Origin of the sequence: Clostridium cibarium, from assembly GCF_014836335.1 — a bacterium.
In the GTDB taxonomy this organism is placed as follows: Bacteria; Bacillota; Clostridia; order Clostridiales; family Clostridiaceae; genus Clostridium; species Clostridium cibarium.
On record NZ_JACSRA010000006.1, the window covers coordinates 51,284 to 68,314 of the forward strand.

The 17,031-nt window shown below is 30.4% G+C and carries 15 protein-coding genes; 4 read left to right on the forward strand and 11 right to left on the reverse strand.

From position 1 onward, the window contains the following. Positions 1-49 precede the first annotated feature (49 nt). Entirely contained in the window at positions 50-2,185 is a 2,136-nt protein-coding gene (locus H9661_RS05125; protein ID WP_191767864.1) for a sodium-translocating pyrophosphatase, read from the forward strand. A gap of 59 nt (positions 2,186-2,244) precedes the next feature. Here the strand turns inward: H9661_RS05125 and H9661_RS05130 are convergent, their stop codons facing one another. Beyond that, entirely contained in the window at positions 2,245-2,913 is a 669-nt protein-coding gene (locus H9661_RS05130; RefSeq protein WP_143316775.1) for a pseudouridine synthase, read from the reverse strand. 1 nt (position 2,914) lies between these two features. Next, on the reverse strand, positions 2,915-3,796 hold the full coding sequence (locus tag H9661_RS05135) for a LysR substrate-binding domain-containing protein (RefSeq protein ID WP_191767910.1): 882 nt from the start codon (positions 3,794-3,796) through the stop codon (positions 2,915-2,917). 140 nt (positions 3,797-3,936) lie between these two features. Between H9661_RS05135 and H9661_RS05140 the strand changes: the two genes are divergently transcribed. Then, entirely contained in the window at positions 3,937-5,670 is a 1,734-nt protein-coding gene (locus H9661_RS05140) for an ABC transporter ATP-binding protein (RefSeq protein ID WP_191767865.1), read from the forward strand. Next, positions 5,670-7,409 carry an ABC transporter ATP-binding protein gene (locus tag H9661_RS05145; RefSeq protein WP_191767866.1) on the forward strand — a complete coding sequence of 580 codons (1,740 nt, stop codon included), beginning with the start codon at positions 5,670-5,672 and terminating at the stop codon, positions 7,407-7,409. Before H9661_RS05140 ends, H9661_RS05145 begins: the two co-directional genes overlap by 1 nt. 42 nt (positions 7,410-7,451) lie before the next feature. On the opposite strand, the gene H9661_RS05150 is transcribed toward H9661_RS05145, so the two are convergent. From H9661_RS05150 to H9661_RS05185, 8 genes are all read right to left on the reverse strand, one after another. Beyond that, positions 7,452-8,210: a DeoR/GlpR family DNA-binding transcription regulator gene (locus H9661_RS05150; protein ID WP_143316772.1), complete on the reverse strand. Its 759-nt coding sequence runs from the start codon at positions 8,208-8,210 to the stop codon at positions 7,452-7,454. A gap of 158 nt (positions 8,211-8,368) precedes the next feature. Next, positions 8,369-9,472 carry an SGNH/GDSL hydrolase family protein gene (locus H9661_RS05155; RefSeq protein ID WP_191767867.1) on the reverse strand — a complete coding sequence of 368 codons (1,104 nt, stop codon included), beginning with the start codon at positions 9,470-9,472 and terminating at the stop codon, positions 8,369-8,371. Positions 9,473-9,626: 154 nt separating this feature from the next. Then, a complete protein-coding gene (gene kduD / locus H9661_RS05160; protein ID WP_143316770.1) occupies positions 9,627-10,409 on the reverse strand; it encodes a 2-dehydro-3-deoxy-D-gluconate 5-dehydrogenase KduD in 783 nt (260 codons plus the stop codon). Between the two features lie 31 nt (positions 10,410-10,440). Next, positions 10,441-11,277 (reverse strand): 5-dehydro-4-deoxy-D-glucuronate isomerase, encoded by an 837-nt coding sequence (gene kduI / locus H9661_RS05165; protein ID WP_143316769.1) that lies wholly within the window; start codon positions 11,275-11,277, stop codon positions 10,441-10,443. 114 nt (positions 11,278-11,391) lie between these two features. Further along, positions 11,392-12,381: a LacI family DNA-binding transcriptional regulator gene (locus H9661_RS05170; protein WP_143316768.1), complete on the reverse strand. Its 990-nt coding sequence runs from the start codon at positions 12,379-12,381 to the stop codon at positions 11,392-11,394. 82 nt (positions 12,382-12,463) lie between these two features. Beyond that, the gene (locus tag H9661_RS05175; RefSeq protein WP_279290140.1) at positions 12,464-13,852 is read right to left on the reverse strand and encodes a family 4 glycosyl hydrolase; all 1,389 of its coding nucleotides are present in this window, start codon (positions 13,850-13,852) and stop codon (positions 12,464-12,466) included. A gap of 17 nt (positions 13,853-13,869) precedes the next feature. After that, positions 13,870-14,871 (reverse strand): L-glyceraldehyde 3-phosphate reductase, encoded by a 1,002-nt coding sequence (gene mgrA, locus H9661_RS05180; protein WP_191767869.1) that lies wholly within the window; start codon positions 14,869-14,871, stop codon positions 13,870-13,872. A 36-nt stretch (positions 14,872-14,907) separates the two neighbouring features. After that, a complete protein-coding gene (locus H9661_RS05185; RefSeq protein WP_143316766.1) occupies positions 14,908-15,669 on the reverse strand; it encodes a DeoR/GlpR family DNA-binding transcription regulator in 762 nt (253 codons plus the stop codon). Between the two features lie 170 nt (positions 15,670-15,839). Between H9661_RS05185 and rhaM the strand changes: the two genes are divergently transcribed. Continuing rightward, the gene (gene rhaM / locus H9661_RS05190; RefSeq protein WP_143316765.1) at positions 15,840-16,154 is read left to right on the forward strand and encodes an L-rhamnose mutarotase; all 315 of its coding nucleotides are present in this window, start codon (positions 15,840-15,842) and stop codon (positions 16,152-16,154) included. A gap of 22 nt (positions 16,155-16,176) precedes the next feature. On the opposite strand, the gene rhaD is transcribed toward rhaM, so the two are convergent. Then, the gene (gene rhaD, locus H9661_RS05195; protein WP_191767870.1) at positions 16,177-16,995 is read right to left on the reverse strand and encodes a rhamnulose-1-phosphate aldolase; all 819 of its coding nucleotides are present in this window, start codon (positions 16,993-16,995) and stop codon (positions 16,177-16,179) included. Positions 16,996-17,031 lie beyond the last annotated feature (36 nt).

A 17,031-nucleotide genomic window follows, 5' to 3' on the forward strand; every position in this document is an offset into this window, starting at 1 on the left:
GTGTATAATATAATTATAACCATATTATGTTTAAAAGGAGATGTTTTTTATGCTATCTTATTTATGCTTAATTTACGGAGTTATACTTATTTCAATTCTTGTCATTATCTATCTGGCTAAATACACCTTTTCTCAAGATAAGGGTACAGATAAAATGCAAGAAATTTCAAACTTTATCAAAGAAGGTGCTATGGCATTTATAAAAAGGCAGTACAAAACCATAGCTATCTTATCTATCTTAGCTTTATTTTTAATTGTCTTTTGTAATTACTTAGGTAATTTATCTAAAGGTTCTAGCTCAGCTATATCTATCTCTATTCATACTGGGATAGCTTTTATAACTGGAGCTTTTTGTTCTGCTTTATCCGGCTATATAGGTATGTACATGGCTGTAAATTCTAACATTAGAGCTGCTGCTGGTGCAAAAAAAGGACTAAACCATGCTCTTCAAATAGCACTTAAAGGTGGCGCTGTAACTGGACTTGCTGTTACAGCTTTATCTCTCTTTGGTGTTGCTTCATTATTTTTAGTATATGGGGGAATATCAGGTAATGATACATTAATTAAAGAAGCTCCATCCCTTATAGTTGGATTTGGTTTTGGTGCTTCCTTTGTAGCTCTTTTTGCACAACTTGGTGGTGGTATATATACAAAAGCAGCTGATGTTGGAGCTGATCTTGTGGGAAAAGTTGAAGCTGGTATCCCTGAAGACGATCCAAGAAATCCAGCTGTTATAGCTGATCTTGTTGGTGACAATGTTGGTGACTGTGCAGGTAGAGGAGCTGACCTTTTTGAATCAACAGCTGCTGAAAATATAGGTGCTATGATACTTGGAGTTGCTCTTTATCCTATCTTTGGCTGGAAAGGCATATTATTTCCTCTTGTAGCTCGTGCTTTTGGTATTATAGCTTCAATTGTTGGAATATTTACTGTTAAAGTAAAAGATGATAAAGATGATCCTATGAAAGCTCTTAAGAAAGGCTTTTTCATTACATCATTACTAAACCTTATATTATTATTTTTTGTAGTTAAAAACATGCTAAGCGGAACACTATCTAACGGAAGCACTGTAAATTATTTATATCTGTATGGATGTGTATTTGCAGGCATATTCCTTAGTTATGTCTTCGTTCTTATTACAGATTATTATACTTCTATAAATCGTAAACCAGTAAAAGATATTGCTAATTCTTCTCAAACTGGAGCAGCAACTAATATAATAACTGGTCTTTCCGTAGGTATGGAATCTACTGCTTTGCCTGTTATATTTATTTCTATATGCATATTTGTAGCCTACAAATTAGGTGATTTAGCTATGCCTGGTGTAGCTAATTCTGGTCTTTACGGCACAGCTATAGCTACAATGGGAATGTTATCCACTTGCACATACATCCTTGCTATGGATACCTTTGGTCCAATAACTGATAATGCTGGCGGTATTACAGAAATGTCTGGTGCACCTGAAGAAATTAGAGTGGTAACAGATAGATTGGATGCTTGCGGAAATACTACAAAAGCATTAACAAAAGGTTATGCTGTAGGTTCTGCAGCACTTGCAACATTCCTTTTATTCTCTGCTTACTTAGATGAAGTTAAGAGAATTTTGGATAAGCCTTTAGATTCTTGGTTTGCAATTGATATAGGAAAACCCGAAGTATTTATAGGAGGATTTATCGGTGCCATGGTAGTATTTCTATTTAGTTCTACTGCCATAAGAGCAGTTGGCAGAGCTGCACAATATGTAATTCTAGAAGTTAGAAGACAATTTAATGAGATTAAAGGAATAATGGATGGCTCAACAAAACCTGATTATGCTAGTTGTGTTGATATAGTTACTAAAGGAGCTTTAAAAGAAATGATACTTCCAGGAATCTTAGTAGTTTTCACTCCTGTTATAGTTGGTATACTTTTAGGAAAAGAATCTGCTGGTGCTTTCCTTATGATTACTACTATTGCTGGAGTTATTATGGCCCTATTCTTAAATAATGGTGGTGGAGCATGGGATAATGCAAAAAAACTTATAGAATTAGGTGAACATGGCGGAAAAAATTCTGAAGCCCATAAGGCCAGCGTAGTTGGTGATACAGTCGGTGACCCATTTAAAGATACAGCTGGTCCATCACTTCATGTTCTCATAAAACTTGTAAGCACTTTAACTTTAGTATTTGTTACATTATTTAAATAAAAAGCAAAGTTCTAGGCTACCTTAAAGATATAAATCTAATTTTTAAGGTAGCTTATTATTTAAAATTTAAACTCTTCATTATTTACATATCGCCATTTTCCATACTCTAATCCATCTATTTTTATATTCATTATTCTAATTCTTTCAAGCTTTATTACTTTGTATCCAAAAGTTCTACTCATTTTTCTAATCTGCTTATTTAATCCTTGGGTTAAAATAATAGAATAAGTGATATCATCAATTTTCTTCAATACACATGGCCTAGTTTTTATATCTCCAATCTCAACACCTGAAGACATCCTATCAATAAAAGAATCATCATAAGGTTTATCTAATGTAACTATATACTCCTTTTCATGATAATTATCTGATTCTAAAATCTTATTTGCTAAGTCTCCATCATTTGTAAGTAAAATTAAACCTTGAGATTCTTTATCTAATCTTCCTACTGGAAAAATATATTCAGGATAATTTAGATAACTTATTATATTATTTTCAACATCTTCTTTAGCAGTACAAGTAACACCAACCGGTTTATTTAAAAGAATATATACCTTTTCCTTTCTCTTTATAGGAACATTATCAAGAAGTATATCATCAGTCTCTTCTACCCACTGTCCTGTTATACACTTAACTCCATTTACTATTATCCTTCCCTCTTCAATAATTCTATTTGCTTCTTTTCTTGAACAAATCCCATAATTACTAAGAAGTTTATTTATCCTCATTTTAATCTAGCCTTTCATTCTTACTAAAAATCTCTATAAAACTCTTTGCTATAGATGACAGATATCTATTTTTCATCCATATAGCACCTATATTTGTTTTAAGTTCTTTATTATCAATAATTTTATATATTAAATCTTCACTTTTTATAATCTTAAAAGCTGACATTGGGATTATAGCAATCCCAAGGCCTGCCTGTGCCCACATTAATGTGGTTCTAGAATCATCATTTTCACAAAATATAACAGGATCAAATCCTTCCTTATTGCAAGAAGAAACAATTAGGCTTTTCATTCTTCTATACAATATAATCGGCTTATCCTCTAATTCCTTTAAAACAATACTTCTTGCATCTTCGTTCCAATCAAATTCCTTTTTCATAACTGCAATCATAGGTTCTTCTTCTAAAAAAATACCATTAAAATTATCCATATTAAATGGAGTTCTTACTATTGCCATCTCAATTATTCCTGCTGTTAATAATTCTAATAGCTCATATGTATTTCCTTCATGTATATGAAATGATATTTTGGGATATTTCTCATGAAATTCAATAACTCTTCTACTTAATAAAATCGCTCCTGATGACGACACTGTTCCTAATGAAAGTGTTCCTTGTACCCCATTTTCAAAATCCTCCAATTCTTTTTTTGTAGCTTCTGCAAGATTTATGATATTTTTTGCTCTCCTATATAATAGTTTACCACCTTCAGTTAATGTTATATTTCTAGAACCTCTTTCCATAAGCTTAATACCAAGTTTTTCTTCTAGGACTTTTAACTGATTACTTAATGGGGGTTGTGATATGTGCAATTTCTTAGAAGCAGCACTAATATTCCCTTCTTCAACTATAGTAACAAAATAAACTAATCTTTTTATATCTATAAAAATCACCTCTTACATCATTAAAACATATATCTTTTCAGTATAGTTTATATACAAACTAGATATTATTAATATACAATTCCCTATGTTATAATAATATCCGACATAAGAAAATTAAACAATAAAGGATATGATAATATATGATTAACTTAATACATTATTTAAAACTCTTTAAAAAAGAAGTAATTCTTGGCCCATTATTTAAACTTTTGGAAGCTGTTTTCGAGCTAATCATTCCTCTAGTTATGGCTAAAATCATAGATATCGGCATAGCTAATAAAGACTTTAATTATATCTTAAAAATGGGAGGGCTTCTTATTTTATTAGGAGTTATTGGATTAGCCTCTGCCATTACTTGTCAGTACTTCGCTTCTTTAGCGTCTCAAGGTGTTGGAACTCACCTCAGAAATGATTTATTTAAGCATATAAACAGCTTATCTCATTCTGAGATAGACAAAATTGGTACTCCATCATTAATAACTCGTATCACTAATGATGTTAACCAAATACAAGCTGCTGTGGCAATGCTTATAAGATTAGCTATTAGAGCTCCTTTTTTATTAATTGGCTCAACTATAATGGCAATGACCATAAATATAAAATTATCAATTGTTTTCCTTATATCTATACCTCTTATAGCTTTAGTCCTTTATCTAGTAATGAGTAATTCTATCCCATTCTTTACATTAATTCAAAAAAAACTTGATGGAATTTCTTTAATAACTCGTGAAAACTTAGAAGGCGTTAGAGTTGTTAGAGCTTTTTCTAAAGAAGAAAATGAAAAGAAAAGATTTTATGATGCTAGTAATAATCTTAGCAATCTTTCCATTAGGGTAGGAAAAATTTCTGCACTTCTTAATCCTTTAACTTCTGCTATTATGAATTTTTCTATAGTTGCAATTCTTTGGTTTGGTGGCATTAGTGTAAATTACGGTAATATTACACAAGGTCAAATCATAGCATTTGTTAATTATATGAACAATATACTACTGGTACTAGTTGTAGTAGCTAATTTAGTAGTAATATTCACAAAGGCTTTTGCATCTATAAAAAGGATTAATGAAATATTTGAAATTAAATCAACAATTATTGAAAAGAAGGAACACAATAACACTAAAATTCTTACTGCACCTAAAATAGAATTTAAAAATGTTTCTTTTTATTATAATGATTCAAATGAAAAAGCTTTAAATGATTTATCAATAAAAATTTTCAAGGGAGAAACAATTGGAATTATTGGTGGTACTGGATCTGGTAAATCAACTTTAGTTAATTTAATTCCAAGATTTTATGATATATCTGATGGATCAATTTTAATTGATGGCATAAATGTTAAATATTGTAATCTTAAAAACTTGAGAAGTAAAATAGGCTTAGTGCCTCAAAAAGCTGTTTTATTCTCTGGAACAATACGAAAAAATATGAGCTGGGGACTTGAGAATATTACAGATGAAGATATTGAAATATCACTTGATATTTCTCAATCAACTGAATTTGTAAATAAACTTCCTGAAAAATATGAAACATTTATATCACAAGGTGGTAAAAATTTATCTGGAGGACAAAAACAAAGACTTACTATAGCTAGGGCCCTTATGAAGAATCCTGAAATACTTATCTTAGATGATAGTGCCAGTGCTTTAGATTTTGCAACTGATGCTAAACTTCGTAAGGCAATTAATGAAAAAACTAAAAATATGACAGTTATATTAGTTTCTCAAAGGGCTAGCACCATTAGAAACGCCGATAAAATTATCGTTCTAGATGGCGGTAATGTACAAGGTATAGGCTCACACGAAGAACTTATAGAGAATTGTCAAGTATATAAAGAGATTTGCCTATCTCAATTAAGTAGTAAGGAGGTGGCTAATTAATGAAATCATCAGTATTAAGAAGGCTATTAAGCTATATAAAGCCTTACAGAAAATATCTAATAATGGCTTTCATAAGTGCAATCATAAGTGTTTTTGTTACATTATTGAGCCCTATTTTGATAGGTAAAACTATAGATTATATTGTAGGTCCTGACCAAGTCAATTTTGGAAAAGTACTCAGTACTCTCATAATATTAGGATTAAGCATTTTATTAGGTTCTTTATTCCAGTGGGTAATGACTAGATGTACAAATACAATTACTTATAAAACAGTTAAAGATATTAGGGTTCAAGCATTTAACAAATTGAATTCAGTTCCTCTTAAATATATAGATAGCAATGCTCATGGAGATATTATCAGCAGAGTTATAAATGATATAGATCAAATATCCGATGGTCTTATACAAGGCTTTTCTCAATTATTCACAGGCATTATTACTATTTTAGGAACTATTTTGTTTATGTTTTCAATTAATATTTCTATAACCTTAGTAGTTATTTTAATTACACCTTTATCATTATTTGTTGCTTCATTTATCGCCAAGCATTCTCATGCTATGTTTAAAGCTCAATCTGAAATTCGTGGTGAATTAACTGGTTATATTGAAGAAATGATAGGAAACCAAAAGATCGTCAAAGCTTTTACTTATGAAGATAGAGCCCAATCTGAATTTCAAGAAATTAATGAAAGATTATATAACTATGGAGTAAAAGCTCAATTTTATTCAGCATTAACTAACCCTTCTACTAGATTTGTTAATGGAATAGTCTATGCTGCTGTTGGCGTGATAGGTGCCATAAGTGCGATTAATGGTAAATTATCTATTGGCCAAATATCATCGTTTCTAGCTTATGCAAACCAATATACTAAGCCTTTTAATGAGATATCTGGTGTTATTACTGAATTTCAAGCTGCCCTTGCATCTGCTTCTAGAGTATTTCAAGTTATAGATGAAGAAGAAGAAAAGCCAGACCCAATTGATTCAATAAACTTAAAAGAATGCTCAGGAAATATTGAAATTAATAATGTTTCTTTCTCCTATGATAATAATAAAAAACTTATTGAAAACTTCAATCTTTCAGTAAAACCAGGACAAAATATTGCTATTGTAGGTCCTACTGGTTGTGGAAAAACTACACTTATCAATCTACTTATGAGATTTTATGATATTAATTCTGGCGAAATAAAAATTGATAATATTAATATAAATAATATTACACGAAAGAGTTCTAGAGGATTGTATGGTATGGTTTTGCAAGATACTTGGTTATATTCAGGCAGTATTAGAGATAATATAGCTTATGGAAAGCCACAGGCTACATTAGCTGAAGTAATAGAAGCTGCTAAAGCTGCCCATGCACATAGCTTTATAAAAAAACTTCCTAATGGATATGATACCATACTTTCTGATGATGGTAGTAACATATCACAAGGACAAAAACAATTATTATGTATTGCAAGAATTATGTTGGCCAAGCCATCAATGCTTATTCTAGATGAAGCAACTAGTAGCATTGATACTCGTACTGAAATATATATACAAAAAGCCTTTAGTAAAATGATGGAAGGTCGTACAAGCTTTATTGTAGCTCATAGGCTTTCAACCATCCGTGAAGCTGACTTAATTCTTGTAATGAAAAATGGTAAGATAATTGAACAAGGTAATCATGAAGAATTACTTTCTAAAGATGGGTTCTACGCTCACCTATATAACAGTCAATTTTCTTATATGAATTAAAAAAGTAAAATGGTAATAATCTTTAGATTATTACCATTTTCTTTAAAAAATTACTTCTATATTATTTAACTCGAAAAATTCTTTCCACTCTTCACTTGGCTCTTCATCTGTGATTATATAATCTATATCTTTATATTCAAACATCTTAACAAAAGATGTCCTATCAAATTTACTGCTATCAACTAAAAGAATAATTGTAGATGCTTGCTCTATCATTACTTTCTTCAATTCAGCTTCTGCTTCATTTGATTCTAAAATTCCTTTATTCATGTCTATAGCTTTACAGCTAACTAATGCAACATCAACATTGTAATTTGATATAGTATTTTTAGATATGGAACCTTGCAACGACTTTGATCTATGTTTTAAGTTACCACCAGTAGATAATACATTTACAGAAGAATCACTAAGCAAAATCAAGGCCTCTACAGAATTTGTTATTATTGTAATATCTGTTCTATCTTTTAATAACCTCATAGTTTCTAATACTGTAGAACTTGAATCTGCTACAATAGTAGAACCTTGTTCAATTAAATTAACTGCCTTAAGAGCTATAGCTTCCTTAAATTCCAAGTTAGTTGATGACCTTTTCATAAAAGGTATTTCCTCATTTGTATGTTGGCTATTTAAAATAGCTCCACCATAGGTTCTAGTAACTAACCCTTCAGTTTCTAGTTTCTCTAAATCTCTTCTTATTGTTTCTTCTGTAACATCAAATTTAGCACTTAATTTTGAAACATAAAGTTTCTTATCACGCTTAACTATCTGCTTAATAATTTCCAATCTCTCTCTTGGTAACATTATTTCTCCTCCCTAATTTTTAATATCTCTATTAACAATTGTACAATAATTAATCTTTATTGTACAATAACCATATATTAAATATCAATCTATTGATTAACTAATATATTTTAAAAGAGTAAAATAACTGTAATTAAGCATTCTAGCACTTTTCCAACTTATATTATTTTAATAATTTCTTTATACAACACTTTTGCCATAATATAAAAACCATAGTCGGTAGGATGTACTCCATCGACCGTAGCTTCATAAAAGTCTTCTCCTATTGCTTTCCTTATATCATAAAAATGAATATTTTTATCACCTTTGTTTCTAAAATCTTCATATACTTCTTTCATGAATATCAATCTTTCTTCTTTATTTATTTTATTCTGCTTATAAAATAAATCTTTTGAACTATATACCATAGGTAATAATAATATTTTTACATCTTTATCCTTTTCTCTAAGTTTTTCTATAAATTTAGGCAATGTAGCCCTATACAATTCAGTTGTTATACAGTTAGCTTCATAGTCAATTACAATACAAGAAACATTATTTATAGTGTTTATTATTTCAGCGATTTCTACTTCACCCTTGCCATTCCCTGAAAAACCAAGATTAATACACTCCATATTTAATTTTCTGCTTAAAATATTTGTATAACACATTCCTGGTCTAGAAGCACATCCTCCTTGTGTTATTGATGTTCCATAAAACACTATTTTATTTTCATTATTCAATTCTTTAGGGTTATACAAATAAGCTTCACTATCAAGACCTACCAATACTTCTCTAACCCCTTGATATAAAGGAAAATTAAGAATAATATCCTTAATTCTTTTATCTTCTGGATTGTTATAAAACTCATACTGGTATTCCTCTTTTGTATGATCGTATTTTGTTGAGCTACAAAAAATTGGCATCTCTCCATAACCTATATAGCAATCAAAACCACATTGTCCTGTTGCCGCCATATGATACATATTAGCAGCTCCGCTTAATTTAACTTTTATCGATATACTGGTACTATCTGTTTTAAATCTTATTTGTCCTCCTGCTGTACAATTCGCTCCAGCATCTACTCCCTCTGAAATTTTATATTTAGGTGTAGTTGGAAGTCGTCTATATATATGTTCTTCATTAATCCATTGAAATCCTAATATTCTAAAAGGTTTATTAAATGGCAAATACCACTTTAAATCTTCCTTTACATAATCAGAGATTTTCATATTTACGTCTACTTTACTAGCATCAAATTTCTCCCTATTTAACTTATTCACATTTATCACTCCATTGATAACAAAAATAATCCACCTCTAACTTTTTTATTTTAAGATTAGAAGTGGATTTATATCGGAAATAGTTATTGTTTCAGCATATTTATAAAATTGTTTATATATTTTTTGTATGTTTCGCTATTTGTTTTTTGGTGAATTATCTTACTAACCAACCACCATCAACTGCTAATATATGTCCATTAACATAATCAGATGCTCTACTACATAAGAATACCATAGCTCCCATTAAATCAAATGGTTCTGCCCATCTATCAGCCGGGATTCTATCTTGGATTTCCTTATTTCTAGCTTCATCAGCTCTAATTGCTTCAGTATTTGCAGTTTTAATATAACCAGGAGCAATGGCATTTACTTGAATATTATGACAAGCTAGTTCATTAGCAAATGCCTTTGTAATACCAGCAACACCATGTTTGCTTGCTGTATAAGGTGGTACAAACTTACCGCCTTGGAATGCTAACATTGATGCTACATTTACAATTTTCCCTGACTTTTGTTTTACCATTATTCTCGCTACATCTTGGCTTAAGAAATAAACAGAATTTAAGTTTATGTCCATAACTGATGTCCAATCTTCTTCTTTGTATTCAAGAAGTGGCGCTCTTCTAATTGTACCAGCATTATTAACTAATATATCAATCCTGCCAAATTCCTTCATAGCAGTTTCTACCAATTTTTTTCTATCAGCCTCGTTAGTTAAATTACCTTGTACAAATACAACTTTTCTTCCTTCTCTTTCTATCAATTCTTTGGTTTCATCCCAACTACTGCTATAAGCTGAAATAACTAAATCAGCTCCTGCTTTTGCCAGTGCTACTGCATATGCTTGCCCTAGTCCAGTACTACCACCAGTAACTATAGCAACCCTTCCCTTTAATGAAAAGAAGTTCATAGAAAATTGCTCTAATGCATTCGACATAAGCTTATTCCCCCATTTATCTAAAATATTTTTATCTTAAGTCTTCTATTTTAATTGTATCCATATCATCGAATGTTTGATTTTCTCCACACATTCCCCAAATAAATGAATAGTTCTTAGTTCCACAACCTGAATGTATTGACCAACTTGGTGAAATTACAGCTTGTTCTTTATGCATGATAATATGTCTTGTTTCTTTTTCTGTTCCCATGAAGTGCATTACGCATTGATCTTCTGGAATATCAAGATATAAGTATACTTCCATACGTCTTTCATGTGTATGAGCAGGCATTGTGTTCCATACACTACCTGATTCTAATATAGTTAATCCCATTACTAATTGACAACTTTGGCAAACTTCTGGATGAACATATTGGTTTATTGTTCTCTTATTTACATTTTCTGCATCTCCGCATTTTACTTTTCTAGCTTTATCTAAACCAATTTTTACTGTTGGATATGCTACAAGTGCTGGAGCTGAATTAATATAGAACTTAGCAGGATTTTCTGGATTAGTTGATTTAAACTCTACATCCTTAACTCCTTGTCCAACATATAAACCATCTCTATAGTTTATGCTATATTCAGTACCATCAACTATAATAGTACCATCTCCACCTACGTTTATAACTCCAAGTTCTCTTCTTTCTAAGAAATAATCAGTTCCAAGTTCCTTGCAAACTCCAAGTTTTAATGTTTCTTTAACTGGTGTAACTCCACCAAATATTATTCTATCATTGTGACTATATACTAAATTAATTTTGTCTTCTATAAATACCTTTTCAACTAAGTAATGCTCTCTTAATTCTTCTGTAGTATAATGCATTGAATCTGATGGGTGATTTGAATAACGAATTTCCATTTCCATAATTAATCTCTCCTTGTTAAATTAATATTTTTTGTTTTGCACACGTGTTCATAACTTTTATACTATCATTATATATTCTTTTGCACACGATTGCAATAATAGCGATGAAAATTCCTAAATTATTTTTTTTATGGAATTTCCAATAAGTAATTCTGAATCTAAATATATCTTTTTCTTCTCTATTTCTTCGTTATTAATTAACCTAATTAACAATTCTGTTGCTACTTTTGCTATTTTACCCACAGGTCTTTTTATAGTAGTAATACTAGGGGTTAAAAATTCTCCTATTTCAGTTCCATCAAAACCAAGCACCGATATATCTTCTGGAACCTTCAAGCCATTTTCTCTAATAGCTTTTATTGCCCCTACTGCCATTTCATCATTAAATGCAAAAATTGCAGTGATATTCTTATCTATTATTTTCTTTGCTGCAAAGTATCCTCCTTTTACGGTAAAATCTCCATTTGCTATAAAATCATTATTTATTTGAATTTTAAACTTTTTAAAAGCTGATAAATATCCTTCTCTTCTCATTTTAGTTGATAAAAATTCTTCTTTTCCTTCTATTATTCCAATCTCCCTATGTCCATTAATAATTAGCTCTTCAATTCCATTTTCTGTTGCTGTAACCTCATCTGAAAAAACATTAACAACATTATAATTAACTTCCCTATTTATAACTACCATAGGTATTTTTTTCTCTAAAATTTCTTCAATAAATACATCGTCCGCCTCTTTTTGACTAACTACAACTATTCCATCATAGTTTTTAGGATTTATTGAATTTTTTTCATATGTATCAATTCCTTTAACTATAACATTATATTTTTTATCAATGCTATCGTAAACACTATTTATGACACTTTGAAACACAAACGCTGATGTCCCTTTATCTATTGTTGAAAAGAAAACTCCTATAGTATAAGGTTTAGCCAATTTTAAGCTTCTAGCATTTATATTAGGAATATAATTTAATTCTTCTGCAGCCTTAACTATTTTCTCTCTAGTTTCTACATTAACTTCTTTACATCCATTTAAAGCTCTTGATACAGTAGAATGCGATACTCCTACATATCTTGCTATATCTTTTATTGTTACAGTCATAATATCCTCCAACTTTAAAATCTTCCTATTTGTAATTTAAGAATATTATATTACTTTACCTTTCCTTATACAATAAATACCTTTATTTAACACATAAATCACTTAGCCAAAATTCTGGAAGATATTCTTTAGTATTTTCTATCATCTTTTTGAATAACTCTAGAGAAGCCTTTCTTTCCAAATTAGCTAATGGATCATTTATAAATGCTGTATAAGCCATTTTTACATTTTCTGATAGAGTTGATTTTAATACAGTTTCTTGATTACTTATATGTCTATTTACAATACTTAAAATATGATCTGGCAACTCCCCTGCCATTATCGGTGCTATGCTATCTTTTCTAAATAAAGCATTAGTTTCTACAATTGCTCCATCTTTAATATTCTTAACTTGTCCTTTATTAGGAAGATTAACGTTAGTTACTAAATCTTCTAATCCAAGAAGTGCTTTTATCTGCCTAACACCTTCTTCGCCAGTCTGATTGATAATAAACTCATCCTGACCACTCACTAATCTTCTACTCTTTTCTAATCTTTTCTTCAAATCCTCTATCCTAGAATCAACAGTTGTTAGTCCAAACATCCATCTTTTAACAGTTTTTTTGTCTTTTAAATACCAATTTCCAGGCATAAATTCTGCTAAATGCCTATCCCCTGCTGCTGCAATTAAACCAAACTTTTTATATAGATCAAATTTAACCCTATTTGCACAAGCAAAGGTATCATTCATCCAATGTCCATCATCTACTCCATCAAAACCAACCTCATAATACTTTTGAACAAATTCTTCATATACAGGTATTAAATCTATATTCTTATAGCTAGCTCTATCAATCCAAGTAAAATGATTAATTCCTAAAACATTTATTTTTATATCTTCTCGTTTTATGTTCTCTATTCCTCTTATATCTTTTAATGCACATGCCAAAACCTTTTGTGTTCCAAAAACTTCATGACAGCATCCAAATGCTTTTATCTCTGGAAATACTTCATATAAAGTTTTTACACACAAGGACATAGGGTTTGTATAATTAATAACCCACGCCTCAGGCGCAAAATTCTTAATAGCTGTTGCAATCTCAACATACATTGGAATTGTCCTAATAGCTCTCATAAATCCACCTGGCCCTACTGTATCTCCTACAGATTGATAAATTCCATATTTCTCTGGTGCATGAACATCTGATTTCATTTCATTAAATGTTCCTGGCAAAATAGAAATTATCACAAAATCCGCTCCTGTTAATGATTCCTTTAATGAGTCAACTGCCTTGTATCTCCACTTTCCTTTAGTATCTATCCTATCATATAACTTATTTCCTATTATCTCATTACATATTGCTGCATCTTTATCTATATCATATAATTTTACAGTCCCACATAATGCTTCTTCCGCAGCTAAATCACTCATTAGCCCTAAAGCCCAACCTCTTGATCCTCCTCCGATATAAGCTATAGTGATATTACTCATTTTCTCCATACTCATTCTTAACCTTTTTCAGCCAATATTTCATCTATCTCTTCTAACTCACCTTTAGTAAACTCCATATTAAACATAGCTTTATGACAATCTACTATTTGTTCCATTTTAGATGCTCCTATTATCGCCGATGTAACCGTATCACCTTTTAAAATCCAAGCTAATGCCATTTGTGCTAATGTTTGATTTCTCATTTTAGCTAACTCATTTAATTTTTTTACTTTTTCTATTTTTTCCTCTGTTATCGCTGATTTGTCTAAAAAAACTGAATTGCTGTTTGCCCTTGAATCCTGTGGTATACCATTTATATACTTATTGGTTAATAATCCTTGAGCTAATGGGCAAAATACTATACTTCCTACCCCATGCTCTTTTAATAAATTAAATAATCCACTTTCTTCATTTGTCCTATCAAACATTGAATATCTTGGTTGATGTATTAGTAACGGGGTTTTTAATTCCTTTAATATATCAATTGCTTTTTGTGTTTCTTCAGGAGGATAAGATGATATTCCAACATATAATGCTTTTCCTTGCTTAACCAATCGAGATAACGTATACATTGTTTCCTCAATTGGTGTATTCTTATCGTATCTATGTGAATAAAATATATCTACATAATCTACTCCCATTCTCTTTAAACTTTGATCTAGACTTGACACTAAATATTTTTTTCCTCCCCCATCTCCATAAGGACCTTTCCACATTCTATATCCTGCCTTAGTTGATATTACTATTTCATCTCTGTAATCTTTTAAATTATCATTTAATACTTTTCCAAAAGTTTCTTCAGCACTTCCTGGTTCAGGCCCATAGTTATTAGCTAAATCAAAGTGTGTTATTCCTAGATCAAATGCTTTAAGTATCATATTTTTACTGTTTTCATATACATTAATTGATCCGAAATTATGCCATAATCCTAATGAGATGACTGGAAGATATAGCCCACTTTCACCACACCTCCTGTATTTACAATTACTATACTTACCACTATTAGCAACATATTTCATTAAATTTCCTCCTCACTTCTCCTAAAATTATATTTTTTAATATACTACTTCTATGTTATAACTATGGAAAAGGTCTACCCACTCTTTTGTTGGTTCCTCATCTGTAATTAAGTAATCAATTTCCTTATAGTCAAATAGCTTTACAAATGATGTTCTATCAAACTTCGTGTGATCAATTAGTAATATTACTTTATTGGCTTGTTTTATCATAACTCTTTTAAGTTCTGCTTCTGCCTCATTTGAATCTAAAATACCTTTATTTATATCTATACCTTTACAACTTATTAATGCAATATCAACATTATAATTTTGAATAGCAGTTTTAGCTATTGATCCTTGCAAAGATAGCGACCTTTTATTTAGTGAACCTCCAGTTGAAAGGATATTTAAATCTGCCTGATTTAAAACTTCTAAAGCTTCAACAGAATTTGTTATTACAGTAACATCACTTCTATCCTTTATAATCTTTAGAACTTCAAATACTGTTGAACTTGAATCAGCCACTATCGTTGTACTTCTATCCTTTATAAAACTTATAACCTTACCCGCTATATTTTGTTTTGATTCTAAATTTGTTTTAGATCTTTTATGAAAAGGTACATCTTCATTTGTTTTTTCTCGATTTAGTATGGCCCCACCATAACTTCGAGTGACCATACCTTCTAACTCAAGTTTCTCTAAATCTCTTCTTATAGTTTCTTCTGTTACTTCAAATTTCTCACTTAGTTTAGAAACATAAACTTTTTTTTCTTTTAAAACAATTTGCTTTATAATTTCTAATCTTTCTCTCGGTAACACAACTTAACATCCCCTATCTTTTTAGGCATTAATTCTTTTTTGTTTATACTTGCATTATATCAAACAAACTCAACAAATACAATAAAAACCAACATTTATAATTGACTGATATCATTTACAAATAGTATAATTAATTCAAAGAAACAATAAAATTATTAAGGAGACTGATTATGATACAAAAAGCTTTTAAAATGAAATTATTTGCTGGCCAAGAAGAAGAATATAAAAGAAGACATGATTCCATATGGCCAGAACTTGCACAAACTTTAAAAGAACATGGGGCACACACTTATCTAATTTTTCATGATAAGGAAAGTAACTATTTATTTGCTTACATCGAAATGGAAGGTGTTGAAATGTGGGACAAGGTTGCAAAAACAGAAATCTGCAAAAAATGGTGGGATCATATGAAAGATATAATGGAAACAAATCCTGACAATAGTCCAATTTCAATCGAATTATCTAAAGTTTTTAATCTTAAATAAAAAAAGCCCCAAAGGGCTTTTTTTATTTATTAAGTATTCCTTCTGCTGGTGATACACCAAAAGCTCTAGCTAAATCATTCAACTCTTTATCAGTCATTGAATTTTTGATTTTTCCCCCAATTAACATGTATATTTCTGCTGCTTTTTCTGCTGTTTCAATAAGCCCAAAAGTTTCGTCCATGCTTGTACCAGTTCCAAATATACCATGCTGAGGCCATATTACTAACCTGTGATCAATCATTTTCTTAGCAGTTTCTATTCCTATTTCATCACTTCCTGGTATCATCCAAGGTATCAATCCAACACCATCTGGAAATACAACTAAACATTCTGTACACATCTTCCATAATGTTTTAGTAATCTTTTGCTCCTCTAATTCATGAACAAAAGTCATAGCCAAAAGATTTGTAGCATGAGTATGCATAACTATTCTATGGTTCTTGTCTACTTCTAATCTCTTTACATGTGACATAAAATGTGCAACTAACTCACTTGTAGGTCTTCCTCCATCTGCATATCCCCAAAGAATATCAATATATGAACCATCCTCTGACACTCTTATGATTCCGATATTCTCCTCCGGATTATCTATAACATTCTTGAAATATTTTCCAGAACCTGTCACAACAAAATATCTATTTGCTAATTCTTTAATTGGAAAAGGTAATTTCATAGTTCTTATCACTTTTGATATATCTAGAAACTTAGCTATTTCTTCCTCTTTTAATAAGTAACTTATATTACCGCCATTTCTTTCATCCCAGCCCATTCTCCACATATTATATGTAGTTGACATCATTTCTTTTATAAAAGAAGCTTCTAAAATTTTGTTACTATCCATTATATCTCATCTCCTAATTCTTTTATACCCTAATTA

Excerpts from the sequence above, each read along its gene's own strand:
- mgrA (WP_191767869.1), bottom strand. The coding sequence starts at position 14,871 with ATGAAATATGTTGCTAATAGTGGTAAGTATAGTAATTGTAAATACAGG.
- rhaD (WP_191767870.1), bottom strand. The coding sequence starts at position 16,995 with ATGGATAGTAACAAAATTTTAGAAGCTTCTTTTATAAAAGAAATGATG.
- kduD (WP_143316770.1), bottom strand. The coding sequence starts at position 10,409 with ATGTCGAATGCATTAGAGCAATTTTCTATGAACTTCTTTTCATTAAAG.
- H9661_RS05145 (WP_191767866.1), top strand. The coding sequence starts at position 5,670 with ATGAAATCATCAGTATTAAGAAGGCTATTAAGCTATATAAAGCCTTAC.
- H9661_RS05170 (WP_143316768.1), bottom strand. The coding sequence starts at position 12,381 with ATGACTGTAACAATAAAAGATATAGCAAGATATGTAGGAGTATCGCAT.
- H9661_RS05140 (WP_191767865.1), top strand. The coding sequence starts at position 3,937 with ATGATTAACTTAATACATTATTTAAAACTCTTTAAAAAAGAAGTAATT.
- H9661_RS05150 (WP_143316772.1), bottom strand. The coding sequence starts at position 8,210 with ATGTTACCAAGAGAGAGATTGGAAATTATTAAGCAGATAGTTAAGCGT.
- H9661_RS05175 (WP_279290140.1), bottom strand. The coding sequence starts at position 13,852 with ATGAGTAATATCACTATAGCTTATATCGGAGGAGGATCAAGAGGTTGG.
- kduI (WP_143316769.1), bottom strand. The coding sequence starts at position 11,277 with ATGGAAATGGAAATTCGTTATTCAAATCACCCATCAGATTCAATGCAT.
- H9661_RS05125 (WP_191767864.1), top strand. The coding sequence starts at position 50 with ATGCTATCTTATTTATGCTTAATTTACGGAGTTATACTTATTTCAATT.
- rhaM (WP_143316765.1), top strand. The coding sequence starts at position 15,840 with ATGATACAAAAAGCTTTTAAAATGAAATTATTTGCTGGCCAAGAAGAA.
- H9661_RS05130 (WP_143316775.1), bottom strand. The coding sequence starts at position 2,913 with ATGAGGATAAATAAACTTCTTAGTAATTATGGGATTTGTTCAAGAAAA.